We start from the raw sequence: 25459 nt of genomic DNA on the forward strand, positions 1-25459 counted from the left end.
CCGGCGACCCTGAACACAGAGAAAGAAGACGCACATGCTGCTTATCGCATGCCCCAACTGCGGCTCGCGCGACGAGACCGAGTTCCATTACGGCGGCCAGGCCCACGTGGCCTACCCGGAGAACCCGAACGAGCTGAACGACAAGGAATGGGCACACTTCCTGTTCTACCGGGACAACCCCAAGGGCATCTTCGCCGAGCGTTGGCTGCACAGCACCGGCTGCCGCCAGTGGTTCAACATGCTCCGCGACACCGTCACCTACGACATCCAGGCGATCTACCCGATGGGCACGCCCCGGCCTGACCTGACGGTCAAGGCGGCACCCGAATCAGGCACTGCCAGCACCGCCGCTGACAGCACCACCACCGGGAACGCCGCACCCAGCATCTCCGGCACCAGCACCACCGCCCCGAAGGGAGCAACCAAGTGACTTCCCAGAACGCCCGCCTCGCCTCCGGCGGACGCATCGACCGCACCATCTCCTGGCGATTCACCGTGGACGGCGAGGAATTCACGGGCCACCCCGGCGACACCCTCGCCTCGGCCCTGATCGCCAACGGCCGCATCGCCGCCGGCAACTCGCTCTACGAGGACCGCGCCCGCGGCATCATGTCCGCCGGCGTGGAGGAATCCAACGCGATGGTCAAGATCTCCCCGCGCTTCCCCGGCGACGTCGCAGAGTCCATGCTCCCCGCCACCACCGTCACCCTGGTGGACGGCCTGAAGGCGGAACTGCTCAACGGCCTGGGCAAGCTGGACCCGGAGGAAGACCACGCCGAATACGACAAGAAGTACGTCCACACCGACGTCCTGGTCATCGGCGGCGGCCCCGCCGGCCTCGCCGCAGCCCGTGAGGCAGTCCGCACCGGCGCCCGCGTCATCCTCATGGACGACCAGCCCGAACTCGGCGGATCGCTGCTCTCCGGCTCCACCGCCCCTGAACTGGCCGAGACCATCGAAGGCAAGCCGGCGCTGGAATGGGTTGCCGATGTGGAAGCCGAACTGGTATCCGGAGCCGAGGCCACCGTCCTGAACAGGACCTCCGCCTTCGGCGCCTACGACGCCAACTACGTCATCGCGGTCCAGAACCGCACGGACCACCTGTCCAGCCCGGCCGCCACCGGCGTCTCCCGGCAGCGCATCTGGCACGTCCGTGCCAAGCAGGTGGTCCTGGCTCCCGGCGCCCACGAACGCCCGCTGGTCTTCGAGAACAACGACCGGCCGGGCATCATCCTCGCCTCCGCCGTGCGCAGCTACCTGAACCGCTACGCAGTGGCAGCCGGGCAGCGTGTTGTCATAAGCACCACCAACGACAGCGCCTACGCCCTGGCCGCTGACCTCCGCGCCGCCGGCGTCAAGGTAGCAGCCGTCGTCGACGCCCGTTCCCGGCTCACCGCGGTGGCTACGGCCGCCGTCGAAGCCGGCACCCGCGTGCTGATCGGCAGCGCCGTCGCCAACACAGGTGCGGGTGAAGACGGCCGGCTGAACGCCGTCACCGTCCGCAGCATCAACGACGACGGCGAACTCACCTCCGGCGTCGAAGAGATCGCCTGCGATCTGCTGGCAGTTTCCGGTGGCTGGAGCCCGCTGGTGCACCTCCACTCCCAGCGCCAGGGCAAACTGCGCTGGGACGACGAGCTGGCAGCTTTTGTGCCGAGCACCGTGGTCCCGAACCAGCAGACCATCGGCTCCGGCCGCGGCAGCTTCGAACTGGCGGACGTCCTGGCCGAGGGCATCTCCGCCGGCGCTTCGGCAGCGATCGCAGCAGGCTTCGAATCCGCCACAAAGCCGGTCACGTTCGGTGAGCCGAAGGCCTCCGCGCCGACCCGGCAGCTGTGGCTGGTCCCGGGCCAGGAGGGCACGCCGGACGACTGGCACCACCACTTCGTGGACTTCCAGCGCGACCAGTCAGTGGCTGACGTGCTGCGTTCCACCGGCGCCGGCATGCGGTCCGTGGAGCACATCAAGCGCTACACCTCCATCAGCACCGCCAACGACCAGGGCAAGACCTCCGGCGTCAACGCGATCGGCGTCATCGCCGCCGCACTCCGCACGGCCGGCGAAGCCTCCCGCGGCATCGGCGACATCGGCACCACCACCTACCGTGCACCGTTCACCCCCGTGGCGTTCGCGGCACTCGCCGGACGCCAGCGCGGCGAACTGTTCGACCCCGCCCGCGTCACCTCGATCCACCCGTGGCACGTCGCCAAGGGCGCCCTGTTCGAGGACGTCGGACAGTGGAAGCGCCCCTGGTACTACCCGCAGGCCGGGGAGGACATGGACGCAGCCGTGCTGCGCGAATGCGCCGCCGTCCGCGATTCCGTGGGCTTCATGGACGCCACCACCCTGGGCAAGATCGAAATCCGCGGCAAGGACGCCGGTGAGTTCCTCAACCGGATCTACACCAACGCGTTCAAGAAACTCGCCCCGGGTTCCGCCCGCTACGGCGTGATGTGCATGGCAGACGGCATGATCTTCGACGACGGCGTGACCCTGCGCCTCGACGACGACCGCTACTTCATGACCACCACCACCGGCGGCGCCGCAAAGGTCCTGGACTGGCTGGAAGAATGGCTGCAGACCGAATGGCCGGAACTGGACGTCCACTGCACCTCGGTGACCGAACAGTGGTCCACCATTGCCGTCGTCGGACCCAAGTCCCGCGCCGTCCTGGCGAAGGTCGCTCCCGAGCTCGCCGCCAACGGTGGCCTTGAGGCCGAAGCCTTCCCGTTCATGACCTTCCGCGAGACCACCCTCGCCTCCGGCGTGCAGGCACGGGTCTGCCGGATCTCGTTCTCCGGTGAGCTGGCCTACGAAATCAACGTGCCGTCCTGGTACGGGCTGAACACCTGGGAGGCCGTGGCGGCTGCAGGCGCCGAGTTCAACATCACCCCCTACGGCACCGAGACCATGCACGTGCTCCGCGCCGAAAAGGGCTACCCGATCGTCGGGCAGGACACCGACGGCACCGTCACCCCGCAGGATGCGGGCATGGAGTGGATTGTTTCCAAGGCCAAGGACTTCATCGGCAAGCGTTCCTACGCCCGGGCCGACGCCCAGCGCGAGGACCGCAAGCACCTTGTCAGCGTACTTCCCGTGGACGGCTCCTTCCGGCTTCCGGAAGGCACCCAGCTCGTGGAAAAGGGGATCCCCACCACCCCCGCCTACGGTCCGGTTCCCATGCAGGGCTTCGTGACCTCGAGCTACCACAGCGCCGCCCTGGGCCGCTCCTTTGGACTGGCACTGATCAAGAACGGCCGCAACCGCATCGGGGAGACCCTCGTGGCCGCCGCCGGTGACCAGCTGCTTGATGTCGTTATCGCCGAAACCGTACTTTTTGACCCCGAAGGGACCCGCAAAGATGGCTAATACAGCAGCACTGACTGGCATCAATGGACTCCGGGACATCCGCCGCAGCCCCGCCTCGCACCTGGCCCCCGCACTGGAGGCCGGCTCCGTCCCGGGCAAGGTGGTCCTCAACGAAGGCCCCTTCCAGACCATGGCCGGGATCCGCGTTGACCCCCGCTCCGAAGAAGGCGCACGGATCGCAGCCGTGACCGGCGGCCTGCCGGCACGCTGCGGCGACGTGACCGGAACGGACAGCATCAGCGTCCTCTGGCTCGGGCCCTCCGAGTTCATGGCGGTGGCGCCGGAACAGGCGCACGACTCCCTGGGCGGCAACTTCATAGGTTCCCTCGTGGAAGCACTGGGCGAAGCCCCGGGCCAGGTGGTGGACCTCTCCGCCAACCGCACCACGTTCGAGCTCTCCGGCCCGCGCGCCCGTGCGGTCCTGGAAAAGGGCTGCGCCCTGGACCTGCACCCCCGCAGTTTCACCGCGGGAACAGCCCTGGCCACCGAGGTTGGCAACATCCCGGTAGTCCTCCAGAAGACCGGGGAGGAAAGCTACAGGCTCTTTCCCCGGGCCTCCTTCGCCGACTTCCTGGGCCGGTGGCTCCTGGATGCGATGAGGGAGTACGCTTCCCCCGAGGTGCCCTGATGGCGCTCAGCGCCCTGGACCTTTTCTCCGTAGGCATCGGGCCGTCGTCCTCACACACGGTCGGCCCGATGCGGGCGGCGAAGCAGTTCGCCGACGGCCTCAAGGGCGGTGGGCTGCTGAGCTCAACCACACGGGTCCAGGCAGAACTGTTCGGCTCCCTCGGTGCCACCGGGCGCGGCCACGGCTCCGACAAGGCAGTGGTCCTGGGACTCCAGGGCCTGGACCCGGAAACGGTGGACACCTCCACCGCCGATGACCAGGTTGCTGCCGCAGCACTCGACGCCGAACTCCGGATCGGCGGGGACCACCGGGTGGACTTCAACTGGGACGAGGACGTGGTCCTGCACCGCCGGAAGTCCCTCCCGGCCCACCCCAACGGCATGACGTTCCGGGCATTGGACCATAGCGGCGCCGTGCTCAGCGAACGGAGCTTCTATTCCATTGGGGGCGGCTTCGTGGTTGACGGGGACGCCGCGGGCGAGGACCGGGTGGTAGCCGACGATACCGTGCTGCCCTACCCCTTCAGCAGCGCCGATGAACTCCTGGCGATCTGCAAGCGGGAAGGCATGTCCATCTCCGACGTGATGCTCGCCAACGAGCTCATGTGGCACACCGAGGCGGAGCTTCGCGAGAAGCTGCTGAAACTCTGGGCCGTCATGCGCGAATGCGTCGACAACGGCTGCGCGGCGGAAGGGATCCTTCCCGGCGGCCTGAACGTCAGGCGCCGGGCGCCGTCGTTGTTCCAGACCCTGACCGCGGACACCGGCGTGACCGATCCGCTCCGGGCGATGGAATGGGTGAACCTGTTCGCCCTCGCCGTCAACGAGGAGAACGCCGCCGGCGGGCGCATTGTCACCGCCCCCACCAACGGTGCGGCCGGAATCGTGCCCGCCGTCCTGCACTACTACGTCAAGTTCGTTCCCGGAGCGGACGACGACGGTGTGGTGCGCTTCCTGCTGGCTGCGGCCGCCGTCGGGATTCTCTTCAAGATCAATGCCTCCATTTCCGGCGCCGAAGTGGGCTGCCAGGGCGAAGTGGGATCGGCCTGCTCCATGGCCGCCGCCGGACTGTGCGAAGTCCTCGGTGGCACACCTGAGCAGGTGGAAAACGCCGCCGAGGTGGGCATTGAGCACAACCTCGGGCTGACCTGCGATCCTGTGGGCGGCCTGGTGCAGATTCCCTGCATCGAACGGAACGCCATTGCCAGTGTCAAAGCCATCAACGCGGCGCGGCTGTCCCTGCACGGGGACGGCAGCCACAAGGTATCGCTGGATAAAGCCATCAAAACCATGCGCGAAACAGGAGCGGACATGAAGACCAAATACAAGGAGACGTCCCGCGGGGGCCTCGCCGTGAACGTGATCGAGTGCTGAGCCATGACTGCCATTCAGACTGAAACCGCCCAGCCCGGCCAGCCCGCGACCACCGTCGAGCACGTCCTGACCCTGGACTGCAGCGAGTCCCCGGGCATCGTCCATGCCGTCTCCGGCTTCCTGCTTGAGCACGGCTGCGACATCCTGGACAGCAAGCAGTTCGGCGAGCGCTCCGAGAGCCACTTCTTCATGCGCGTGCACTTTACGTCCGACGGCGATGCCTCCACCGCGGATACGTTGCGGGCCGCTTTCGGCCCGGTAGCGGACCGCTTCGGCATGCGCTGGCGCCTGGAGCCGCACGGCTCCAAGCGCAAAGTGCTGATCATGGTGTCCAAGTTCGGGCACTGCCTCAACGACCTGCTGTTCCGTGCCAGGATCGGCGAACTGCCGGTGGACATCGCGGCCGTGGTCTCCAACCACACGGACCACCAGACGCTGGTGGAATGGCACGGTATCCCCTTCTTCCACGTGCCGGTCACGGCAGCCACCAAGCCGGCCGCGGAGGCAAGGCTGCTGGAACTGGTGGATGAGTACGACGTGGAACTGGTGGTGCTGGCCCGCTACATGCAGGTGCTCAGCGACGACCTGACCCGCAAGCTGGACGGCCGTGCCATCAACATCCACCACTCGTTCCTGCCCAGCTTCAAGGGTGCCAAGCCGTACCACCAGGCCCACGCCCGCGGCGTCAAAACCGTTGGCGCCACCGCCCACTACGTCAACGCGGAACTCGACGAGGGACCGATCATCGCCCAGCAGGTCGTGGAAGTGGACCACACGTACGGGCCCGACGATCTGGTCGCCGCAGGCCGGGACACCGAATGCAAGGCCCTGTCCAACGCGGTGCGCTGGCACTGCGAAGGCCGCGTGATCCTCCTGGGGAACAGGACGGTGGTGCTAAAGTAGCGCCGCCCCCGTCCCTCCCCACCCCGGGCCGCCCACCCCGGGCCGCCCACCCCACCCCACCCCCGGACGCTCTCTCACTTAATGTGGGTTTTCCCGTGACGCTCTCTCACTCCTGGTGAGGGGGCGCCACGGATTTAAGCGCCTTTCTGGTGGGTTCGCTCTTGCGTCTCGGGTCAGTCGCCGCTGGCAAAACCAGCCGCTTGGGGGTGGTCGAGCCAGCCGCTGCGCAGCCCGCGTTTGATTGTTGAGACGGCGCGCTGGAAATTGTCGGCGAGATCACCCTTGTCGAAGACAAGGACCGTCCAGCCGGCCGATTCGAACGCTTTGTCCCGTCTCCGGTCACTGAGGACCTGCGCCTCCCCAAGGTGATGTCCGCCGTCGTACTGTATTGCGAGCCGACGGTGACGGTATCCGAGATCGGCCGACGGCGACCGCGCGTCTCCGGCGCGCAGTGTCACCTGCAGTTCGGGTTCGGGCAGCCCGGCGTCGGCAATCGCCAAGCGAAGCAGCGATTCGGGGGCCGAGTCGGCACCCACGCGTATGAGATCCAGCGCTTCACGGGCCCGGACGATGCCCTGGAGGTTTGGATGGCGGCCCACCAGCAGGCGCAGCCCCGCCACCGTCTCGTAGGGCTTCGTCCTCCCTTCAAAATCCGGCCGCGGGATGCGGATCAGTTCGTCCCCCATACACACGAGATCATTGAGCGGCAGTGTCCGCGACAGATCAAGCCAGGTCCTTGAACGTGTGCTCAGGCGGATGCCATCGATCACTTCGATCTCGTCGTCCAGCGCCAGGACCGTGTGGCCGAGCACGCCCTTCCGCCGGACCGACGGCAGCGAACGCGGTTTGCTCAGATGCAGCTCCGTGGAATCCGCAAGCCACGGGGGCAGCGGTTGGCACCGGAGCCGTGCGGCGGTGACGTGGGAGATCCAGGCTCCGGGCGACGCCGCCGACAAGGCCCTGGCGGCACCCTCCAAGTCAAAGTCCCAGTCCGCTGGCCGGTAGAGACCGCGGCCCACGTTGACCAGATCCTTCCGGCGGAGACGGTTCAGGGTCACTCCCGAGGTCACGGCCGAACCGAAGGTGAACGGTGCCGCCGCCATCGGCTGGGGCAGGAAATCTTGCCTTCGCATGCTGGCATTCTGACCCGAAACGGCATGACGCTGCAGAAGTTATCCACAGGCGGCCGCTTCGGACGTGTGGTGTGCGAGAGCGTTCGTGAAAAACCCACATTAACTGAGAGAGGGATCGGCTTAAAACCTGCGCTAAGTGAGAGAGCGTCCGGGGGGGGTGGGGCATCGGCTAGAGGGTGGCGGCGAGGGTTGTTGTCAGCCGGGGCGCGAGGCGGGCGGCGAGGTGCAGCGCGGCCAGCCTGCCTGTTCCGCGGGGGTCGCCGCCGCAGAGTGAGAAGATACGCTGCAGACGCTGGTGCATGGATTGGCGTTCCAGGTGCAGCTCCCGCGCAGCCTGGGCCGTGTTGCAGCCTGAATCCAGCCAGATCCTCAACGTCTCTACCAGCAAGGAACGGCGCTGGGCATCGTAGTCAAGGATCGCCCCCAACTGCTGGCGGACGAAATCGGTGCGGAGTCCTTCATCCAGGGAATGGAAGGCGAGCCGTTCCACGGCGAAGGCCTCGGCGTCGAGCACAGCGCCGGCCTGTCCGTGCCCGCCGTGGCGCGCACCGCCGTCGGCAGCCAGTTCCAGGGTGAGCCGGGCTTCCGTCAGCGACTGCGGCGCGGCGGAAATTCCCGAAGCGACGGGTCCCACCGCACAGACAAATCCTTCCGCGGAGGCGATGGACTGCAAACCGGCCACAATGGCGGTCCGGTCCTCCTGCAGGCTGTCAGGATGCAGGACCGCAAGGGCCAACAGTTCGGCGTTGTCCGCGTAACTGACGCTGTGCCGGGCCACACGGTCCAGGAGGTGGTCCACATTTGTGCGGGTCTGCCGGGAGCCGGCGGAGCGGACAACAATGGCTACCAGGTGGGCCTGGGCCGCAATCCCGGCTGCGGGTGCGAGCTGCTGGAGCCGCCAGGACTGCGTGCCCGCATCTATGGCGCGGATGAGCGCCGCACCGGCCATCTCCTTGAGGCCGGGAGGCATCCGCTGCAGCAGGGCCAGCGCCAGGATATCCACTGAACGGGACCCGGCGATCTTGGCCAGGTTCACATCGGCGTCGGCGCGGACGTAAAGGGTGAGCCGGGCCGAAGGAATTCCGCGGACCGAAACGTCAACGTGGATCTCGCGGACATGATCCTGCCCGCCCTCGCCAGACTGCCCGGCCCCGCCGGACTGCCCGCCGGACTGCCCGGTTTGGGACGCTCCGGGATGGTCAGCCGGGAGGGCGCTGGCCAGGGTGACCCCCGCGTTGGTCGTCAGGACCACCTCCGAACCGGTGGCATCCGCAAGCACGGCCAGGACCCGGTCGAGGCTGCCGCCGTGGGCCAGCTCCACCGCCATGGCGTGGCTTGCCTGGTCTGCCTGCTGCAGCTGGCCGGCGGATTCGCTCACCAGCAGCGAGTTGATCGCCTCCATCACACCCACAAAAGGCACCCTCTTGCGGAGCTCCACCAGTGGAAGGCCGGCCGATTCAGCTGCTGCAATCATCGACGACGGGATGGAGGGCAGCGCCGCGCCGGTCTCTATGGCGAGCGCAGCGACCCCTCGTTCGGACAACTCCCAGATGTAACCGGTACGCCGTTTGTCGCTGGCCGCCGCGAGGGCCTGGCCCCCGGTCAGCAGCAGTTCACCACCACTAAGTAACGGGGCGATGTCCAGAACCTCACTGGAGTGGATCCAGCGAAGCTGGGTTTCGGCCGCTGCCGCAGCCGCCGCGCGGATCACAGGATCGGCGGGTGTGAGGGTGGAATGTTTCAAAACATCCAGGAGGCGGATCGACATGACACTCCGTCATACGGGAAGCGGGTATTGAATACACATAGTATATGGTGCGTGTGCGGTACGCCACATAACCTTGAGTAATCCCCATCCCCCTCAACGGAGGCCACCCATGCAACAACACAACTCAACCGCAGGAGCAGCCCAGCAGCCTGCACTTGAAGACTGCGAAGCCTGGCTCCAGCCCATTCCGGAGTCCCAGCGCACGCACAAGGTTTCAGGACAGTTCTGGATCTGGGCCGGCGCCAACCTGGCGCCCATCAACTGGGTGCTTGGCGCCCTCGGAATCCACCTGGGGTTGGGTTTCGCTGACACCGTCATCGTCCTGGTACTGGGCAACCTGATCGGCATGCTGCTCTTCGGCTGCTTCGTCCTGCTGGGCCAGAAGACGGGCGCCACCGGCATGGTTCTGGCCCGCGCAGCGTTCGGGCGCCGCGGCAACTACCTGCCGGCATCCATCCAGGCGCTCCTGGTCATCGGCTGGTGCGCAGTCAACACCTGGATCATCCTGGACCTGGTCATGGCGCTCTTCGGTACGCTCGGCTGGGTTGATCCGACGGCGCAGAACTACGGCTGGAAGATCGGCGTTGCAACAACCATCATGGCGGCCCAGGTAGCCATCGCCTGGTTCGGCTACAAGGCGATCGCAGCCTTCGAGAAGTGGACCGTCCCGCCCACCATCATCATCCTGGCCGTCATGTCAGCAGTCGCCTGGTTCGGCATGAAGATCAACTGGTCCTACGCGGGCCCTGCCGGCAACATCCTGGAAGGCTCCGAGCGTATCGCGGCCATGAGCGCCGTGATGACCGCCATCGGCATCGGCTGGGGAATCACCTGGTTCACCTACGCTGCAGACTACTCCCGGTTTGTCAGCACTGAAGTTCCCAAGAAGAAGGTCTACCTGGCCTCAGTCCTGGGCCAGTTCATCCCCGTTGTCTGGCTCGGCATCCTGGGCGCAAGCCTGGCCACCAACAGCGGCGAAGTCGACCCCGGAAAACTCATCGTCCAGAACTTCGGCGTCCTTGCCCTGCCCGTGCTGCTGATGGTGCTCCACGGCCCCATCGCCACAAACATCCTGAACATCTACACCTTCTCGGTGGCCACGCAGTCCCTGGACATCACCATCAGCCGCCGCAAACTCAACCTGTTCGTCGGCGTCTTCTCACTCATCGCCGTCATCTTCTTCATCTTCCAGGAAGACTTCGCAGCAGTACTCGATGCCTGGCTCATCGGCCTGGTCGCCTGGGTTGCCGCCTGGGGCGGAGTCATGCTGGTCCACTACTTCTGGATCGAAAAGAAATGGCCGGGCAACCCGGAGCGGCTCTTTGACGCCGTAGGCACCAAGCGCCTCCCCGGCGTCAACTGGGCCGGCGTGATCTCCCTCCTCGTGGGCATCTTCGCCACCTGGCTGTTCATGTACGGACTCGTTCCCGCAATGCAGGGCCCCATCGCCGTGGCCCTGGGTGGCTGGGACCTGTCCTGGCTCGCCGGCGGCGTTGCCAGCGCCACCAGCTACGCCATCCTGGGCCCGAAGGCCCACCGCAAGTACCTGGACTCCGCCTTGCCCGCCGCCACCGTTGCCCAAGCCACCGCCGACCTGCGCTTGGCAACGCAGCCCCAGCCCAGCGCCCCGGCCGGACTCTGAACACGCCGGTCCCTGAACACGCCGGACCCGAACACTAGGAACTGACATGACCACCGCAGCATTTCCGGACTCCGCCCACCCGATCACCTGGCCCGAGGGCAAGCAGGCAGCCGCCTCCTTCACCTTCGACGTCGACGCCGAATCCTGCACCATCGCGCACGATCCGAAGAGCACCAAGCGGATGTCCCTGATGACCCACCAGTCCTACGGGCCCAAGGTTGCCGTGCCGCGGCTGCTGCAGATCCTGCAGCGCCAGGACATCCGCGCCACGTTCTTCGTTCCCGGCTTCACCGCGGAATGCTACCCGGACACGGTCCGCCGCATTGTGGACGCCGGACACGAGGTGGCGCACCACGGCTACCTGCATGAACCGATGCAGGGCATCGACGCCGAGACGGAGGCGCGGTACATCGACCGGGGGCTGGAGGCACTCGCCAAGGCCGCCGGCGTCGAGCCCGTCGGGTACCGGGCACCGTGGTGGGAACTCAACTGGCACTCCCCCGCACTGCTTGCGGACCGCGGCTTCCTCTACGATTCGAGCCTGCTCGACGGCGATGCCCCCTACCGCTTCAGCGTCGCCCCGGGTGACAGCCGGGACATCGTGGAGATCCCGGTGGACTGGACCCTGGATGACTGGGAGCAGTACGCGTTCTACCCTGGCGTGACCGGCAGCGGCGTCATCGAAAGCCCTGCCAAGGTGCTGGAGATGTGGACCCTCGAAGCTGAGGCCCACCACGCCCAGGGAAGTTGCTTCGTCCTGACCAACCACCCGTTCATTTCCGGGCGGCCTTCCAAGGCGGTTGCCCTGGAAAAGCTGATTGAACGGGTCAAGTCGATGGACGGCATGTGGGTCACCACCATGGAGGAGATCGCCGAGCACACCCGCAAAACTGTCCAGGAGGTCCACACCCACGCCCGGATCGAGGTCCCGTCCTTCCCGGATACGGGCGCACGGTTTACGCCTGCGGAGGTTCTGCAGACGAAGCCGACCGCCAGCCTCGGCTGAGCGGACCAGACACGAAAACTCCCGCCGGATCCGTTCCGGCGGGAGTTTTCCTGTTTCCGGCCCAGGGCGGGCTCTGGCGGCTAGGCTCAGGATTGTTATTGTCCGGATGAGGGGAACACGCCATGGCCAGCACGATGGATCCGGGCCCGGCGTCGGCAGTAAAGGGCCTTGAATGGCGCGCCCCTGCCGGTGCTTCCCGCCTTTCCCGTCTCGTGGCAGCCGCCCCGGGGCGGCCTACCCAGGCATCGCACGCCCCGTTCGACGGCAGCCTGCTGGGGGACGTTCCGGTGTGCACAGCGGACGACGTCGATGCCGCCGTCGTCAGCGCCCGGACGGCCCAGCGCGCATGGGCAGCGGTCCCACTGACGGATCGCCGCGCGGTTATCAGGCGGTTCCGCGGCCTGCTCCTGCAGCAGGAGCCCGCGATCCTGGACATGGTCCAGGCCGAAAGCGGAAAGTCACGGCTCAGTGCGTTCGAGGAACTTGCGGACGTCGCGCTGACGGTCAGCTACTACGAGCGGACTGCCGCGCGGTATCTCCGGCCGGCCCGCCGCAAGGGCGCCGCTCCCCTCCTCACCAGAACGGTGGAGTACCGCTTGCCCAAGGGCGTCGTCGGGATCATCAGCCCCTGGAACTATCCCCTCACCCTCGCTGTTTCGGATGCCCTTCCTGCCCTCTTGGCCGGCAACGGCGTCGTCCTCAAACCGGATTCCCAGACGCCGTTCACAGCCTTGCTCGCGCTCAAGCTGCTGCGGGAGGCAGGGCTTCCGCAGGATCTCTTCCAGATCGTCACCGGGCCGGGGCCGTTGCTGGGATCTGCCATCATCAACCGGGCCGATTTCGTGATGTTCACCGGCTCCTCGGCCACCGGAAAGACCGTGGCGAAGCAATGCGCCGAGCGGCTCATCGGCTTCTCCGCGGAGCTTGGCGGGAAGAATCCCATGCTGGTCCTTGCCGACGCAGACCTTGCCAAGGCAGCCCGCGGCGCCGTCCAGGCGTGTTTCTCCAACTCCGGCCAGCTGTGCGTCAGCATCGAGCGGATCTACGTCCACCGCGCCGTGTTCGAGCCGTTCCTGGCTGCCTTCACGGCAGAGGCCCACCGCCTGCGGTTGGGCCCTGGGCCGGACTGGGACATCGGGATGGGATCGCTCATCAGCGCCAAGCAGCTGCAGACGGTCACCGCCCATGTCGAGGACGCGTTGTCCAAGGGTGCCCGGCTGGTCAGCGGAGGCCGCAGCCGCCCGGACCTTGGGCCGCTGTTCTACGAGCCCACGATCCTTACCGGCGTGACGGACGGGATGCTCCTGGCGCGCGAGGAGACCTTCGGACCCGTGGTGGCCGTCTACCAGGTGGAGGACGACGCCGAGGCAGTGGCCCTGGCAAACGACTCCGAGTACGGCCTCAACGCCAGCGTCTGGTCCGCCCGCCATGGTGTCCCGGTGGGGCGCATGTTGTTGGCCGGCACGGTCAACGTCAACGACGGCTACGCGGCCACCTGGGCTTCCCATGATGCCCCGATCGGCGGCATGAAGGACTCCGGCACCGGGCGCCGGCACGGCCGGGAGGGCATCCTGAAGTACACGGAGGCGCAGACCGTCTCCCTGCAGCGGCTGCTCCCGGTAGGTCCGCCTCCCGGGATGACCAACGAAAGGTATGTGCGGATCATGAAGGGCGCCGTCAAGCTCATGAGCCGGTTCCCCTGACTGGGCCGGTTCGCCTGTGAAGGCGTACCGCCGCACGCCACCCGCCGTCGAGCACCACCCACGAATTCGAAAAACAGGAGACTGACATGGCCCATGGAACCACACTGTCCGGCAGCACCGTGCTGGTCACCGGCGGGGGAAGCGGGCTCGGCCGCCGCATGGCGCTGCTGGCTGCAGAACGCGGTGCCCGGGTGCTGATCTGGGACCTCTCAGCCGACGGCGGGGCGAACGTCCGGGACGAAATCCGCGCCGCGGGCGGCACTGCGGAAGCCCAAACGGTCAACGTTGCGGACAGGGATGCTGTAAGAGCGGCGGCCACCGAGGCCGGGCCCGTTGATGTGCTGATCAACAATGCGGGTGTGGTCAGCGGCCGGCTTCTCCTGGACGCTGCCGATGAGGACATTGAACGCACTTTCGACGTCAACGTACTGGCCCTCTACTGGGTGACGCGGGCGTTCCTGCCAGGGATGACCAGCCGTGGGTGCGGCACCGTGGTCACTGTTGCGAGTGCTGCGGGGCTGGTGGGTGTGGCGCGGCAGACGGATTACTCCGCCAGCAAGTTCGCGGCATTCGGGTTCAACGAGTCGTTGCGCGCCGAGCTGCGGAGTGGCGGCAGTGGGGTCAGGACGTTGGTGGTCTGCCCCTATTACATCGATACGGGAATGTTCGACGGCGTCCGGACCCGGTTCCCGCTCCTGCTGCCCATCCTCAAGGAGGAAGAGGTGGCGGTGAAGATCCTTGACGGGATTGAGGCCGGCCGCGAGAAGCTGGTCCTCCCGCCGCTCGTGAATCTGGTTCCGGCGGCCCGGATCCTCCCCGTGGCAGCCTTCGACCGCCTGATGGATGTCCTGGGCATCAACCGGACCATGGACCATTTCACCGGCCGCCCTGGCATCAGGCAAGCAGCCGAGAGCCCGGCCGGGACCGCCCCGGAGGTGGAGTAGAGCCGGTCAGTCGATCTCCTCCCCGGCCAGGGCCTTTGCTGCCAGCCGTTCTTCCTCCGCTGTCTCCCAGACCTCTTTCGCCGCGCGGAAATTGAGGAGGACGATGAAGGTGCCCAGCACCAGATCGGGCCAGCCGGAGGCCGTCCAGAGAGTCAGGACACCCATGGCAATGATGGCCAGATTGATCAGCACGTCATTGCGGGCGGAGAGGAAAGCCGCCGTGGCCATCGATCCGCCGTGATGGCGGAACCGGGCCAGGACAAGGGAACAGGCCAGATTCACCATCACCGCGCCGCCGGCCGTCACCACCAGCGCCAACGGGTCCGGGGGCTCCGGATCGGTGAACTTGATGAATGCCTGCCAGGCCGCAGCCAGGGCCGGGACCAGGATGAAGATGGCCATCGCCTTCCCGGCAAGTGCCTGGCGGTGCAGCGACCACCCCAGTGCCAGGAAGATCAGCAGGTTGATGGCGGTGTCTTCGAGGAAGTCCACGCTGTCGGCAAACAGGGATACCGAGCCGATCGCCAACGCCACCGTGAACTCGACAAAGAAGTAGGCAAGGTTCAGCCCCGCGACCAGCAGAACCGCACGCTTGAGCCGCCGGGCTAGGCCGTGAGCGTCCTGGTCAGCGGTCATCTTTGCGCCCACCTCCGGCAGAAGGCGGCGGGGTGACCCCCAAGGGAGTGGACGGGACCGGGTCCGTTGAGCATGGAGTCGACGCTACCGCACAGCCGGGCGAGCGCGGGTACTGTCACACCCTCGCCGTAAGCTGGGACCATGCCGAGTAACTGGGACAGCCTGGACGTCAGCCAGCGTGAATCCGTACAGGAGAACGTTGAGATCTACGAGCGGGTCCGGCCTGCCCTGAAGCTGGTCACCCGCGATGTCCTGCACATCCTCCGGGGCATGCTGAAGGACACTGAGGTCACGCCGCTCTTCGTTACCGGGCGCACCAAGTCCGTGGAATCTTTCCGGGAGAAAATTTCCCGGATCGAGGAGCCGCTGGAGCCCGGGGGCCCGCCGGCCCTGAAGTTCCCGGACCCGTTCCGCACCCTCAACGACATGGTGGGCGTGCGCGTCATCACCAAACTGCCCACGGAGAACGCCCTGGTGGCCAACATCATCAAACGCCAGCGCCAGGTGTTCGATTGCCGCGGCGACCGGGAAAAGGACATCGGCTCCATCGAGTCCGGCACCTACGGCTACTCCAGCCGGCACCTCATCCTGCGCACCATCCAGAATGAGGCCGTCAAGGAGTACCAGTCGGTCTTCAACCCGGATGTCCAGCCCAACGGCAGCTATTTCTTCGAATGCCAGATCCGCACGGTCTTCGCACACGCGTGGAGCGAGATCGAGCATGACATCCGGTTCAAGGCCGAGGATCCGCGGGCATGGACCCCGCACTTCGACCGGCAGTTCACGGCCACCGCGGCGATGCTGGAAACCGTGGAAAGCGCCTTCGCGGACCTGCACGAGCGCTATGAGGAGGTCCGCAGCTACTGGGACATGGAAGGTGAGGGCGCGGCACAGCTCACCCCCAACCGGATCCGCGACGTCTGGCGCACGCTGCTGCCGCACGTTGACCGCAAGGTAGACGATGACTGGGGCTGGGCTGCTGAACTGATGGCTGCCCACGGCCTGAACCAGACCATGCAACTGGCCGGCCTGCTCAGCGCGCAGCGGATCACGGAGGTCCGCAAGGCGCTGGATCACCGCTACTCCCCCGGCCCGGACCGCCTGCTGGATGACCTTCTGCTGTGGCAGTACGGAACCAAGCACATTGACCTCACCGCGGAAGCGCCCGACGCCGTCCCGCACCCGCGGCGGGACAGCCTCCTGCGGCGGCTCAAACAGATCGAGCGTTACCGGCACACCAAGTCCACATAGGGCCGCAGGATTATTCGGCACCGGCCGCATTCAACTACCCTTGACCTATAGCGGAGGCTGTTGTAAACGGACCCCTCCAGCTCCCGGTTCCAGCCCAGCGGCAAGATCCGGCCCCTGTTTTGCCCCTCTCTGACAAGGATTCCGCCATTTCCACGGACGCATTCTTCGGCACGCTCACCCGGATCCGCAACGTCATCCTCCCGGCGTCCGCGCGGTCCTGGCTCAACACGCCGCGGGGGCTGCTGACAGGCTACATCGCCGTGCACCTGGGGTTCCTGATCTTCGGAGCGCTGCTGTCCCTGCGGGGCGAAGCCTTCAGCGATACCTTCATCTACCGCGAATGGGCGCTGGCAGGATTTAACGAGGCAAACCTCAGCGGCGGGCCAAGCCCGTGGGTCTACCCCATCCTGGCGCTGATTCCCATGGCTATCGCCGGCCTGGCGGGGCCCGGTCCTTTCTTCTTCCTCTGGGTCCTGATGACCAGCCTGCTCAACGGCTGGGGCCTGCTGAAGCTCACGGACCGCGGCCGGAACCAGGACGCGATCCCCGCCGGCTGGTGGTGGCTGGTCTTCACTTTGCTCCTCGGCTGGCTGGGCTTCGCCCGCGTGGACGGCCTGACCGCCCCGATCGTCCTGGTGGCCCTGGCCTACGGTGTGCAGCGCCCGTTCATCGCCTCAATCCTGCTGAGCATCGGCACCTGGATGAAGGTCTGGCCGGCCGCCGTCATGCTCGCGCTCTTCGCCGTGGTCAAGAACCGGATGCTGGTGGTCCTCGCCGGCGTGGTGACCTCCGCCGCCGTCGTCGCCCTGGCCGCAGTCCTTGGCACCGTGCCCCGGCTCCTGAACTTCCTCACCCAGCAGGGCGACAGGGGCATGCAGCTGGAGGCCACCTTCACCACGCCGTGGCTGTGGCTTTCCGTGCTGAATATCGGCGATTCCCGGATGTACATGAACACGGACATCAACTCGATGCAGGTGGACGGACCCGGGACTGCCGTCATGTCCTTCCTCATGCAGCCCCTCCTCATCCTCGCCGCGCTCCTGGTGGCCGGCCTGACGTTCTGGGCGCTGCACAACGGAAAGGTCAACGGCAGCAGCGAGCCCGACGGCGGCGTTGACCGTACCGAACTGCTCCTCGCCGGCGCCCTGACGCTTGCCACCGCGTTTGTGGTCTTCAACAAGGTGGGCTCGCCCCAGTTCATGGTCTGGCTGGCACCCGCCGTCGCCGTCGGGCTGGCCCACAGCTGGCGCGAATGGCGGGTTCCTGCGGCGATGCTGATCGCCATTGCCGTGGCCACGTTCTTCATCTACCCGCTGTTCTACGACGCCCTGAGCCACAGCAACCCGCTGATGGCCGGTGTCCTGACCATCCGCAACGTCCTGCTGGTGGTCCTGTTCGTGTGGTCGGTGCGGCGCCTGTATTCACTGGGCAAAAAGACTTCCGCGTCTGTCCCCGCGCTCAAGGAGTACTGACATTTCCACGAAGTTTTTTGACCGGCTGGTCAGCGTCCGCAGTGCCGTCCTGCCCGCACCCGTGGTGGACTGGTTCGCCCGTCCGTCCAGTGTCTGGTGGGGCTTCGCCGTGGTCCACCTGTACTTCCTGGGCTGGATGGCGTCCTTCTTCCTCAGCGGCAACACGTTCAGCGACACCGAGCAGTACCGCCAGTGGGCCATGGACGGCTACAACCCGGACAGCCTGGACGGCAAGATCAGCCCCTGGGTTTACCCGGTACTGGCCCAGATCCCGATCTTCCTCGCCGGAGTCGCGGGTCCTGACCTGTACCTCCTGATGTGGTTCCTGATCATCACAGCCCTCAACGCCGTCGGACTCGCCTTCCTGACCCGCGGACCGCGGAAGGTGAAGGGTATTGCCCCGGCCTGGTGGTGGCTGTTTTTCACCGTCTTTATGGGCTACCTCAGCTTTGCCCGGGTGGAGGGCATCACGGCGCCCATCGTGCTGATTGCCCTGCTGTACGCGGCCGAACGCCCCGTGGTGGCCGGCGTCCTGCTCAGTGTTGCCACGTGGATCAAGGTGGCGCCTGCCGCAGTCCTGGTGCCGATCATCATTGCCAGCAGGAAGCGCCTCCAGGTGCTGGCCTCCGGCGTGGCCGTGACCGCCGTCGTCGGTCTGGGGACCTGGTTGACCGGCGGGCTGCCACACATCCTGGACTTCCTCACCAACCAGGGCGAGCGCGGCATGCAGCTTGAAGCCACGTTCTCCACGCCGTGGGTGTGGCTGAGCGTATTCAACATTGCCGGTTCCAAAATGGCGGACAACACCGCGATCAACTCCACCGAGGTCTACGGCCCCGGCGCATCTGTGGCGGCTTTCCTGATGCAGCCGCTGCTGATCCTCGCGGCGGTGGTTGCCGCCGTGCTGCTGGTCCGTGCGCTGAACCGCGGCGCCGAGCGGGAGGAACTCTTCCTCGAGGGTGCCCTGATGATGACCACGGCGTTCATCGTGTTCAACAAGGTGGGTTCGCCGCAGTTCATCATCTGGCTGGCACCGGTGATCATCGCGGGCCTGACGCACGACTGGGACCGCTGGAAGGTCCCGGCCGCCCTGTTGATGGGCATCGCCGTCACCACCTTTGTGATCTACCCGCTGTTCTACACCCCGCTCATCCACGCCCACCCCGTCATGGCCGCCATCCTCACCACCCGCAACGTGCTTCTTGTCGTGCTGCTGTGGTGGTCGGTGAAGCGGACCGCGGAGCTGGGGCGGAAGACGCGGGTTGCGCCGGAGGCCAAGGCGTCCTGAGCCGGCTGGGGGCGTAAGTTTTAGCCCTCACACTCGATGCAGTATTTGTGGCCGTTGCTCTCCCGCGCGAGCTGGGACCGGTGCCGGACCAGGAAACAGGAATAGCAGGTGAACTCGTCCGCGGCCTGGGGAATGACCTGAACAATGAGCTCTTCGTTGACAATCTCGCCCCCGGGGGTCATGCCTTCATCGAGCGCATCGGCCTGGTCCAGTTCGGTGACGACGCTGCGGGCATCCGGCGCGTTTGCGGACTGCAGCGCCTCCAATGAACGGTCCTGGGATTCCTTGACGTCGGAGCGGACTTCGTCGTAATCGGTTGCCACTTGGGTGATTCTCATTTCTGACGTATTTGGTGATCTTTTCTGACGTGACTGCAACGTACACCAGCCCGCCGTTGTTCCCGCATTCGGAGATCCGGGTGGGCAGCGCTCCGACCAGGGCCCCGGAACCTCGGGTGGTGGTGCAAGACTGGCTGAGGAGAAGGAGGAAAGATGGCGCGCATTTTCATTACGGGCTCCGCCGACGGGCTCGGCCGGCCTACTGCCCAGACCCTCCTGGAGGAGGGCCACGAAGTCATTGTGCATGCCCGCAGCGACGCCCGGCTGGCTGCGGCACGGGATCTCCTTGATGGCGGGGCAGCGGGCGTGGTGGGTGACCTCTCGGATCCGGAACAAACGCGCGACGTCGCAGCCCAGGTTAACAGGCACGGTCCCGTTGACGCCGTGATCCACAATGCCGGCGTGTACACGGGTCCGCACCTCTTCGAGGTCAACGTCGTCGCGCCGTACCTGCTGACCGCCCTCATCACGCGTCCGCGACGGCTGATCTACCTGAGCAGCGGCATGCACCGCGGCGGCCGCGCGGTACTGCCCGGGAAGGGGCAGGGCGGCCAGCCACAACGAACTACTTACTCTGACAGCAAGCTCTATGTCACAGCCTTGAGCGCCGCCGTCGCGCGTTTATGGCCTGAGGTGCTCAGCAACGCCGTGGATCCCGGCTGGGTGCCCACAAAAATGGGCGGCCCCGGCGCTCCGGACGACCTGCGGCTGGGCCACCTCACCCAGGAATGGCTCGCCACCAGCGATGACCCGGAGGCACTGACGAGCGGCGGCTACTGGCATCACCAGCACCTGCGCGAAGCGCACCCCGCGGCCTACGACCAGGCGTTCCAGGACGCGCTGCTGAACCACCTGGCCAACGTCACGGGTCAGCGGATGACCTGAGGATGCCCAAAGATGATCATCATGCTTAGTATTGTGTTGCGTTAGGCACATTGGTAGACCTGCTCACTGGGGGCAGCGGCGGACCGTGCCGGAACTGGAGCTTCGCATGAGCACTGAACAGGGATTGACCGCGCTTACAGATGAAGAACTGATGGCTCAGGGCGGCACGGCGCTACCGGACAAGGAGGTCGCTTCGGTCCTGGATCTGAACGCCGACTTGGACCTGGGCATCAATGCGGCGGCACCGATCGATCTCGCTGTCGCGGCCAACGCCAACGTCGCAGCTCCTATTGATGCGGCTGCCTCGGCGAACATCCTCTCCTTCGGCTCCGAAGCTCAGGCTCTAGCTGACCAGGGAGTGATCATCGACCAGGGCATCACGGCGGATGCCACAGCAGAGTCCACGCAGGACAGCACTATTGACCAAGGCACGGATACGGCTCCAAGTGACACCGGAGCCGAAGGCGACACCGTTGACGCCGGAGCCACCGATGGCGGGGTCCTTCCCGAGGACGGGGCAACAGGTGTCGGCGCCCTGCCGGTGGATCCCTCCGCCGCCCTGGACGGAGACCTGCTCAACGTCAATGTGGACCTGGCCGCGCAGGCCGACATCGCAGCGCCGATCAACGGCGCTGTTGCAGCAAATGCCAACGTGGCGGCACCGATCGATGCCGCTGTCGCGGCCAACATCGGCTCCATCGACAGCGACGCCTTTGCAGTAGCCCAGCAGGACGCCATCATCAGCCAGCACATCGACGGCAGCGCCACCGCCTCCGCCGACCAGCAGTCCGATCTCCGGCAGTAAAGCACGGACACCTCCTCCCACGTGAACAAGCATTCATGAGCACAGTGCACGGCGGGCCGTCCCGGCTGGACGGCCCGCCGCCTTCTCCTGCGTCCGACTCGTCCGGCACGTCCGGCACGTCCGGCGCACCAGCCGTCCATCCGGCCCACGTCCCGGTCCGGGCGGACGGCGTCGAGCTGATCGGCGAAACGAAAGGTTCCGGCTACCGTGAACCGCCATCGCTGGTACGCAGGGCAGATGGCCAGGCCATTGCGCTGACGCGCCTGCTGTACCTGGTGCTGGAAGCCATCGACGGTCAACGCACCGCCGAGGAAGTGGCAGCCCATGTGAGTGCCCGTTTCGGAAAGCTCGTGAGCGGCGACAACGTGCGCACTCTGGTCACCTCGCAGCTGCTGCCGCTGGGGTTGCTCCGCTTGGCGGATGGTTCGCAGCCGGAGGTGAAGAAAGCCGACCCGCTGCTGGGCATGCGCTTCCGCTACACCGTGACGGATCCGGAGAGGACGCGAAAGATCACAGCGCCGTTCGCTGTGATCTTCCACCCGCTGATCATTGCGGTTGTTAGCGCAGCTTTCCTCGCCGCGTGCTGGTGGGTCCTCATGGTGAAGGGACTCGGCGCCGCAACCCATGACGCATTTTCGAACCCGGGACTGCTCCTGCTGGTCCTTGCGGTGACCGTACTGTCCGCTGGATTCCATGAATTCGGTCATGCCGCTGCTGCCCGTCGCGGCGGGGCGACCCCCGGAGCCATGGGTGCCGGCCTCTACCTGATCTGGCCTGCCTTCTTCACGGATGTCACAGATTCCTACCGACTTGGCCGCGGCGGCCGGATCCGCACCGACCTGGGCGGGCTGTATTTCAACGCGATAGTGGCGGTGGCCATCATGGGTCTGTGGTGGGCGACCGGCTTTGATGCCCTGCTGCTGGTGGTGGTCACCCAGATTCTCCAGATGGTCAGGCAGCTGCTTCCGCTGGTCCGGTTCGACGGCTACCACATCCTTGCCGACGCGACCGGCGTCCCGGACCTCTTCCAACGCATCAAACCGACCCTGCTCGGGCTGCTGCCATGGCGCCGGGCCGACCCAGAAGCCCAGGTACTCAAACCGTGGGCCCGCGCGGTAGTCACCACCTGGGTGCTGGTCACCGTACCCCTGTTGGTACTGAGTCTGGTCCTGATGGTGCTCTCACTGCCGCGGCTGCTTGGCACGGCGTGGGCCAGCATCGTGGAGCAGCAATCCCAGCTCTCTGACAGCCTGGCCGCCGCGGACATCGCCGGCGCGGCGGTCAGAGCCCTGGCCATCGCAGCTATAGCCCTGCCCATCCTCGGCATCTTCTACATCCTTGTCCGGCTGAGCCGGCAAGTGACCACCGGGCTCTGGAAGAAGACCCGCGGCAAGGCCCTCCAGCGGGCCACCGCCATGGCCGCAATTGCCGCAGTGACAGCGGGGCTGGTCTGGGCCTGGTGGCCCGGTGCAGACAGCTACCGTCCGGTCCAGCCGTACGAACGCGGGACTTTGGCCGACGTCACCACGACTGTTTTCCCGGCAGCCCCGTACTCGGCCCTGCGGGAAGGCCAGGCCGGCAAGACGGTCGCGCTCTGGCCTGCGGGTGCCCCCAAACCGACCCGGGAACAGCCCCAGCTCAGTCTGGTCCTGGTGCCTAAAGCAGGGGCCGCAGATGCCGCGCCTGACACTGCGGCCGCGCCGGCGCCGTCATGGGTGTTCCCCTTTAACCGGCCTGCGGCGCCGGCAGAGGACGGCAACCAGGCGCTGGCGGTAACCACCGAGGACGGTTCCGTCGCCTACGACGTCGCGTTCGCGCTCGTGTGGGCCGAAGACGGCGACCCGGTGGATACCACCAATGAGGCCTATGCCTTCGCCAGCTGCGCTGACTGCACAGCGGTGGCCGTGGGCTTTCAGGTGGTGCTGATCGTGGGCCAGGCAGATGTGATTGTCCCGGAGAACCTGTCTGCGGCCGCCAATTACAACTGCGTCCGCTGCCTGACGTACGCGCTGGCCAGTCAGCTCGTCCTTACCTTGGACGGACCGCTGAGCGATGCCGGCATGGCCAGGCTCAACGCCCTGTGGGCGGAGATCGCCGAGTACGGCCGGAACCTGCAGAATGTCCCGTTGTCCGAGATCCAGGGACGCCTTGACGCATTCAAGGTCCAGATCCTGGAAATCGTCCAGACCGACCCCAGCGCGACAGAGGGCACGGGAACTCCCGCAACGCCGGGCAGTGCAATGCCTACCACGGCTGCCACGCCGTCGCCCTGGGCGTCAACCGGATCGGGCATAAGTCCTTCCCCTGCCGCCCCCGTTCCGGCACCCGCGGCCTCTGGAACCACGACGGCGGCACCCGGCACGAGCGGTGGGATGGTGGAAACAACCCCTTCAACAGAAGCTCCCGCCGCGGAGCCGACCGCCACCAGCCCGGCGGTCCCGGCACCGGCTCCAACAATGACCGGAGGGTGACCCCCATGGACTGATGGCGCCCGCCGGGGAGCTACGGGCAGCCGTTCACAGGCTCAGCGGGCGCGGATGCCCCGCCACTGCTCCTGCACCCAGCGGACAGCCTTGCGCGCCGAGTCCGAGGGCTTGGCCTCGATCAGCAGCTTGCGGGTGTGGACGTCAAGGAACAGCAGGTAGAACGTGAAGAGCAGTGCCGTCACGAACGCCAGCGACGACGCGTCAATGGGCAGTTCCACGAAGGACCAGACCGAAAGCTGGTCCTGGGCGCCGAACACCACAAAGAACGTGACGCTTACGTAGAGGCTCCGGATCTGCCAGTCGTTGCGGATGCCCGTGACCGCCAGGAACGGCAGGAACCAGAGGATGTACCAGGGCTGGATGATCGGCGAGAGCATCACGACGGCGGTGAACGCCAGGGCCATCCGGCGCACCGCCCGCGAATAATCGCCGCGGAACATCAGCAGCAGGACCAGCCCGATGGCCGCCCACTTCATGCCGGTGCGCAGCAGGTCAGCGAAGGTGCCGCCGGGCAGTCCCAGCACGTTGCCGAGGAACTCCACCTGCTGCCCCAGGAAGCCTGACGGCGAATAGCCGGTGTAACCCGGCGTCGGGTCCATGATCGCCCAGACCCAGCCCATCCCCAGGTTGTACGGCAGGCCACTGACGGCCAGCACCCCGAAACTGATTCCCGCCGTCGCGCCCCAAATCAGGAACTTGCGCGTCCACGAGGCACCCGGCCCGGCCCACATCACTCCGATGAACGGGAGCAGCAGAACGGTGATCGGCTTGATTCCGATGGACGCCGTGACCAGCAGGATGCCCAGCAGGTAACGCTTTGTTGCGGCGAAGTAGACGCCGGCGACGGCGAGGCCCACCATGAGTGCGTCGTTGTGGGCGCTGGCCACGAAGCTGATGAGGAAGAGCGGGTTGGCCACGGCGATCCAGAGTGCGCGCGCGCCGTTGATGCCGTGCAGTTCGGCCAGTTTGGGCACGTAGATGACGCAGAGGACCACCCCGACGCCGGCGAGCAGCCGGAAGAGCAAGACGGAGACGTCCGGCTGCGCTCCGGTCAATTCAACCACGCCGCGGGCGAGCCACAGGAAGTATGGCCCGTAGGGAGTCCGTGCCTCTGCCCAGGCGGGGTCGGCGCCGAGGGAAAACCAGTTGTTGAGCGTGGAAATGCCGACGTCGTACGGGTTCTGGCCCTCCAGGACCAGGCGGCCCTGGCCCGTGTAGGCATAGACGTCGCGGGAGAAAATGGGCACTGCGAGCAGGAGGGGAAGGGACCAGGCGGAGATGGCGATCACCACCGGGCGCAGGGACGATCCGCTCCAGTCGCCCAGCCTCTGCCCCAGCCGCAGCCAGGAACGCATCAGCAGCATGGCCCCCACCGTCAGCAGGACCGTGGACAGGGTGACGCCCCAGCCCTCGGTCCGCAGGGCAATGACCACGGGCTGGCGGATCATGGGCGAGCCGTTGGCAATCCAGCCTGTTCCGATGGAGCCCACAAACATCATCAGGGCGCCGAGGAACCCCTGCCAGATAGCGATGTAGGCCCGGCGTTTGGCCGGCGACGGGGTGGAGCGGGGCGCTGCTGAGTGCGGGAGTTCTGCAGCCGTCTTTTTCGACGGGACAGGGGAACTCTCCGAAGTGCTCAGGTGTGAACCGCCTGCCGTCATGTTATGTGGTCCCCTACTTGCGTTACGGCGCTGGCTGGACCAGCTATAGGCCGCCCTTCAACCACGCCATTTTAGCAGTTGGCCTGCGGCATGCCCCAGAATGTTTAGGGGCCGCCGCGCCCCCTCATTTCCCGGTGCGACGCCGCGCCGCCCCCTCCCGGACGAAAC

General features: G+C 66.4%; 20 protein-coding genes. 15 read left to right on the forward strand and 5 right to left on the reverse strand.

What is annotated here, in order from left to right; all coding sequences use genetic code 11:
• The first annotated feature begins 34 nt into the window (after positions 1–34).
• Genes AC1MCA_RS09245 through purU form a run of 5 tightly spaced genes read left to right on the forward strand, consistent with a single transcriptional unit; the run spans position 35 to position 6273 of the window.
• Entirely contained in the window at positions 35–430 is a 396-nt protein-coding gene (locus AC1MCA_RS09245) for a sarcosine oxidase subunit delta (RefSeq protein WP_479802890.1), read from the forward strand.
• Positions 427–3369 carry a sarcosine oxidase subunit alpha family protein gene (locus AC1MCA_RS09250; RefSeq protein WP_479802891.1) on the forward strand — a complete coding sequence of 981 codons (2943 nt, stop codon included), beginning with the start codon at positions 427–429 and terminating at the stop codon, positions 3367–3369. Before AC1MCA_RS09245 ends, AC1MCA_RS09250 begins: the two co-directional genes overlap by 4 nt.
• The gene (locus AC1MCA_RS09255; RefSeq protein ID WP_108597904.1) at positions 3362–3997 is read left to right on the forward strand and encodes a sarcosine oxidase subunit gamma; all 636 of its coding nucleotides are present in this window, start codon (positions 3362–3364) and stop codon (positions 3995–3997) included. The genes AC1MCA_RS09250 and AC1MCA_RS09255 overlap by 8 nt, the downstream gene beginning before the upstream one ends.
• Positions 3997–5370 (forward strand): L-serine ammonia-lyase, encoded by a 1374-nt coding sequence (locus AC1MCA_RS09260; protein ID WP_479802893.1) that lies wholly within the window; start codon positions 3997–3999, stop codon positions 5368–5370. The genes AC1MCA_RS09255 and AC1MCA_RS09260 overlap by 1 nt, the downstream gene beginning before the upstream one ends.
• 3 nt (positions 5371–5373) lie before the next feature.
• Positions 5374–6273, forward strand: coding sequence for a formyltetrahydrofolate deformylase (purU, locus tag AC1MCA_RS09265; RefSeq protein ID WP_479802895.1), 900 nt, complete (start codon positions 5374–5376; stop codon positions 6271–6273).
• 173 nt (positions 6274–6446) lie between these two features.
• Here the strand turns inward: purU and AC1MCA_RS09270 are convergent, their stop codons facing one another.
• Positions 6447–7406 carry an endonuclease domain-containing protein gene (locus tag AC1MCA_RS09270; protein ID WP_479802897.1) on the reverse strand — a complete coding sequence of 320 codons (960 nt, stop codon included), beginning with the start codon at positions 7404–7406 and terminating at the stop codon, positions 6447–6449.
• A 169-nt stretch (positions 7407–7575) separates the two neighbouring features.
• Positions 7576–9174, reverse strand: coding sequence for a PucR family transcriptional regulator (locus AC1MCA_RS09275; RefSeq protein WP_479802899.1), 1599 nt, complete (start codon positions 9172–9174; stop codon positions 7576–7578).
• 109 nt (positions 9175–9283) lie between these two features.
• Here AC1MCA_RS09275 and AC1MCA_RS09280 point away from each other — a divergent pair, with 109 nt between their 5' ends.
• From AC1MCA_RS09280 to AC1MCA_RS09295, 4 genes are all read left to right on the forward strand, one after another.
• Positions 9284–10816: a purine-cytosine permease family protein gene (locus tag AC1MCA_RS09280; protein WP_479802901.1), complete on the forward strand. Its 1533-nt coding sequence runs from the start codon at positions 9284–9286 to the stop codon at positions 10814–10816.
• Positions 10817–10862: 46 nt separating this feature from the next.
• Entirely contained in the window at positions 10863–11822 is a 960-nt protein-coding gene (locus tag AC1MCA_RS09285) for a polysaccharide deacetylase family protein (protein ID WP_108598252.1), read from the forward strand.
• 122 nt (positions 11823–11944) lie between these two features.
• Positions 11945–13525 carry a succinic semialdehyde dehydrogenase gene (locus tag AC1MCA_RS09290; protein WP_479802903.1) on the forward strand — a complete coding sequence of 527 codons (1581 nt, stop codon included), beginning with the start codon at positions 11945–11947 and terminating at the stop codon, positions 13523–13525.
• Between the two features lie 86 nt (positions 13526–13611).
• The gene (locus tag AC1MCA_RS09295; protein ID WP_479802905.1) at positions 13612–14469 is read left to right on the forward strand and encodes an SDR family oxidoreductase; all 858 of its coding nucleotides are present in this window, start codon (positions 13612–13614) and stop codon (positions 14467–14469) included.
• A gap of 6 nt (positions 14470–14475) precedes the next feature.
• Here the strand turns inward: AC1MCA_RS09295 and AC1MCA_RS09300 are convergent, their stop codons facing one another.
• The gene (locus tag AC1MCA_RS09300) at positions 14476–15105 is read right to left on the reverse strand and encodes a cation efflux transmembrane domain-containing protein (RefSeq protein WP_479802907.1); all 630 of its coding nucleotides are present in this window, start codon (positions 15103–15105) and stop codon (positions 14476–14478) included.
• 141 nt (positions 15106–15246) lie between these two features.
• Here AC1MCA_RS09300 and AC1MCA_RS09305 point away from each other — a divergent pair, with 141 nt between their 5' ends.
• The 3 genes from AC1MCA_RS09305 (at position 15247) to AC1MCA_RS09315 (ending at position 19116) form a co-directional block, all read left to right on the forward strand.
• Positions 15247–16356 carry a GTP pyrophosphokinase gene (locus AC1MCA_RS09305; RefSeq protein ID WP_479802909.1) on the forward strand — a complete coding sequence of 370 codons (1110 nt, stop codon included), beginning with the start codon at positions 15247–15249 and terminating at the stop codon, positions 16354–16356.
• 119 nt (positions 16357–16475) lie between these two features.
• Positions 16476–17828, forward strand: a complete 1353-nt coding sequence (locus AC1MCA_RS09310; RefSeq protein ID WP_479802911.1) for a glycosyltransferase family 87 protein — start codon at positions 16476–16478, stop codon at positions 17826–17828.
• 61 nt (positions 17829–17889) lie between these two features.
• On the forward strand, positions 17890–19116 hold the full coding sequence (locus AC1MCA_RS09315; protein ID WP_479802913.1) for a glycosyltransferase 87 family protein: 1227 nt from the start codon (positions 17890–17892) through the stop codon (positions 19114–19116).
• A gap of 20 nt (positions 19117–19136) precedes the next feature.
• Here the strand turns inward: AC1MCA_RS09315 and AC1MCA_RS09320 are convergent, their stop codons facing one another.
• On the reverse strand, positions 19137–19439 hold the full coding sequence (locus AC1MCA_RS09320) for a DUF4193 domain-containing protein (RefSeq protein ID WP_479803351.1): 303 nt from the start codon (positions 19437–19439) through the stop codon (positions 19137–19139).
• Between the two features lie 168 nt (positions 19440–19607).
• On the opposite strand from AC1MCA_RS09320, the gene AC1MCA_RS09325 reads away from it, so the two are divergent.
• The 3 genes from AC1MCA_RS09325 to AC1MCA_RS09335 all read left to right on the forward strand — a co-directional run bounded on the left by AC1MCA_RS09325 (position 19608) and on the right by AC1MCA_RS09335 (position 23615).
• Positions 19608–20339 carry an SDR family NAD(P)-dependent oxidoreductase gene (locus AC1MCA_RS09325; RefSeq protein WP_479802915.1) on the forward strand — a complete coding sequence of 244 codons (732 nt, stop codon included), beginning with the start codon at positions 19608–19610 and terminating at the stop codon, positions 20337–20339.
• 106 nt (positions 20340–20445) lie between these two features.
• Complete coding sequence (locus AC1MCA_RS09330; RefSeq protein ID WP_479802917.1) at positions 20446–21144, forward strand: peptidoglycan-binding protein; 699 nt, start codon at positions 20446–20448, stop codon at positions 21142–21144.
• Positions 21145–21179: 35 nt separating this feature from the next.
• Positions 21180–23615, forward strand: coding sequence for a hypothetical protein (locus AC1MCA_RS09335; RefSeq protein ID WP_479802919.1), 2436 nt, complete (start codon positions 21180–21182; stop codon positions 23613–23615).
• A gap of 53 nt (positions 23616–23668) precedes the next feature.
• Here AC1MCA_RS09335 and mptB read toward each other — a convergent pair whose 3' ends face one another.
• The gene (gene mptB / locus AC1MCA_RS09340) at positions 23669–25291 is read right to left on the reverse strand and encodes a polyprenol phosphomannose-dependent alpha 1,6 mannosyltransferase MptB (protein ID WP_479802921.1); all 1623 of its coding nucleotides are present in this window, start codon (positions 25289–25291) and stop codon (positions 23669–23671) included.
• Positions 25292–25459: the final 168 nt, after the last annotated feature.

This window comes from Arthrobacter sp. BK1, from assembly GCF_056680055.1.

Coding starts and splice junctions, on each gene's coding strand:
- AC1MCA_RS09245 (WP_479802890.1), top strand. CDS start 35: ATGCTGCTTATCGCATGCCCCAACTGCGGCTCGCGCGACGAGACCGAG.
- AC1MCA_RS09255 (WP_108597904.1), top strand. CDS start 3,362: ATGGCTAATACAGCAGCACTGACTGGCATCAATGGACTCCGGGACATC.
- AC1MCA_RS09260 (WP_479802893.1), top strand. CDS start 3,997: ATGGCGCTCAGCGCCCTGGACCTTTTCTCCGTAGGCATCGGGCCGTCG.
- purU (WP_479802895.1), top strand. CDS start 5,374: ATGACTGCCATTCAGACTGAAACCGCCCAGCCCGGCCAGCCCGCGACC.
- AC1MCA_RS09270 (WP_479802897.1), bottom strand. CDS start 7,406: ATGCGAAGGCAAGATTTCCTGCCCCAGCCGATGGCGGCGGCACCGTTC.
- AC1MCA_RS09275 (WP_479802899.1), bottom strand. CDS start 9,174: ATGTCGATCCGCCTCCTGGATGTTTTGAAACATTCCACCCTCACACCC.
- AC1MCA_RS09280 (WP_479802901.1), top strand. CDS start 9,284: ATGCAACAACACAACTCAACCGCAGGAGCAGCCCAGCAGCCTGCACTT.
- AC1MCA_RS09285 (WP_108598252.1), top strand. CDS start 10,863: ATGACCACCGCAGCATTTCCGGACTCCGCCCACCCGATCACCTGGCCC.
- AC1MCA_RS09290 (WP_479802903.1), top strand. CDS start 11,945: ATGGCCAGCACGATGGATCCGGGCCCGGCGTCGGCAGTAAAGGGCCTT.
- AC1MCA_RS09295 (WP_479802905.1), top strand. CDS start 13,612: ATGGCCCATGGAACCACACTGTCCGGCAGCACCGTGCTGGTCACCGGC.
- AC1MCA_RS09300 (WP_479802907.1), bottom strand. CDS start 15,105: ATGACCGCTGACCAGGACGCTCACGGCCTAGCCCGGCGGCTCAAGCGT.
- AC1MCA_RS09305 (WP_479802909.1), top strand. CDS start 15,247: ATGCCGAGTAACTGGGACAGCCTGGACGTCAGCCAGCGTGAATCCGTA.
- AC1MCA_RS09325 (WP_479802915.1), top strand. CDS start 19,608: ATGGCGCGCATTTTCATTACGGGCTCCGCCGACGGGCTCGGCCGGCCT.
- AC1MCA_RS09330 (WP_479802917.1), top strand. CDS start 20,446: ATGAGCACTGAACAGGGATTGACCGCGCTTACAGATGAAGAACTGATG.
- AC1MCA_RS09335 (WP_479802919.1), top strand. CDS start 21,180: ATGAGCACAGTGCACGGCGGGCCGTCCCGGCTGGACGGCCCGCCGCCT.
- mptB (WP_479802921.1), bottom strand. CDS start 25,291: ATGACGGCAGGCGGTTCACACCTGAGCACTTCGGAGAGTTCCCCTGTC.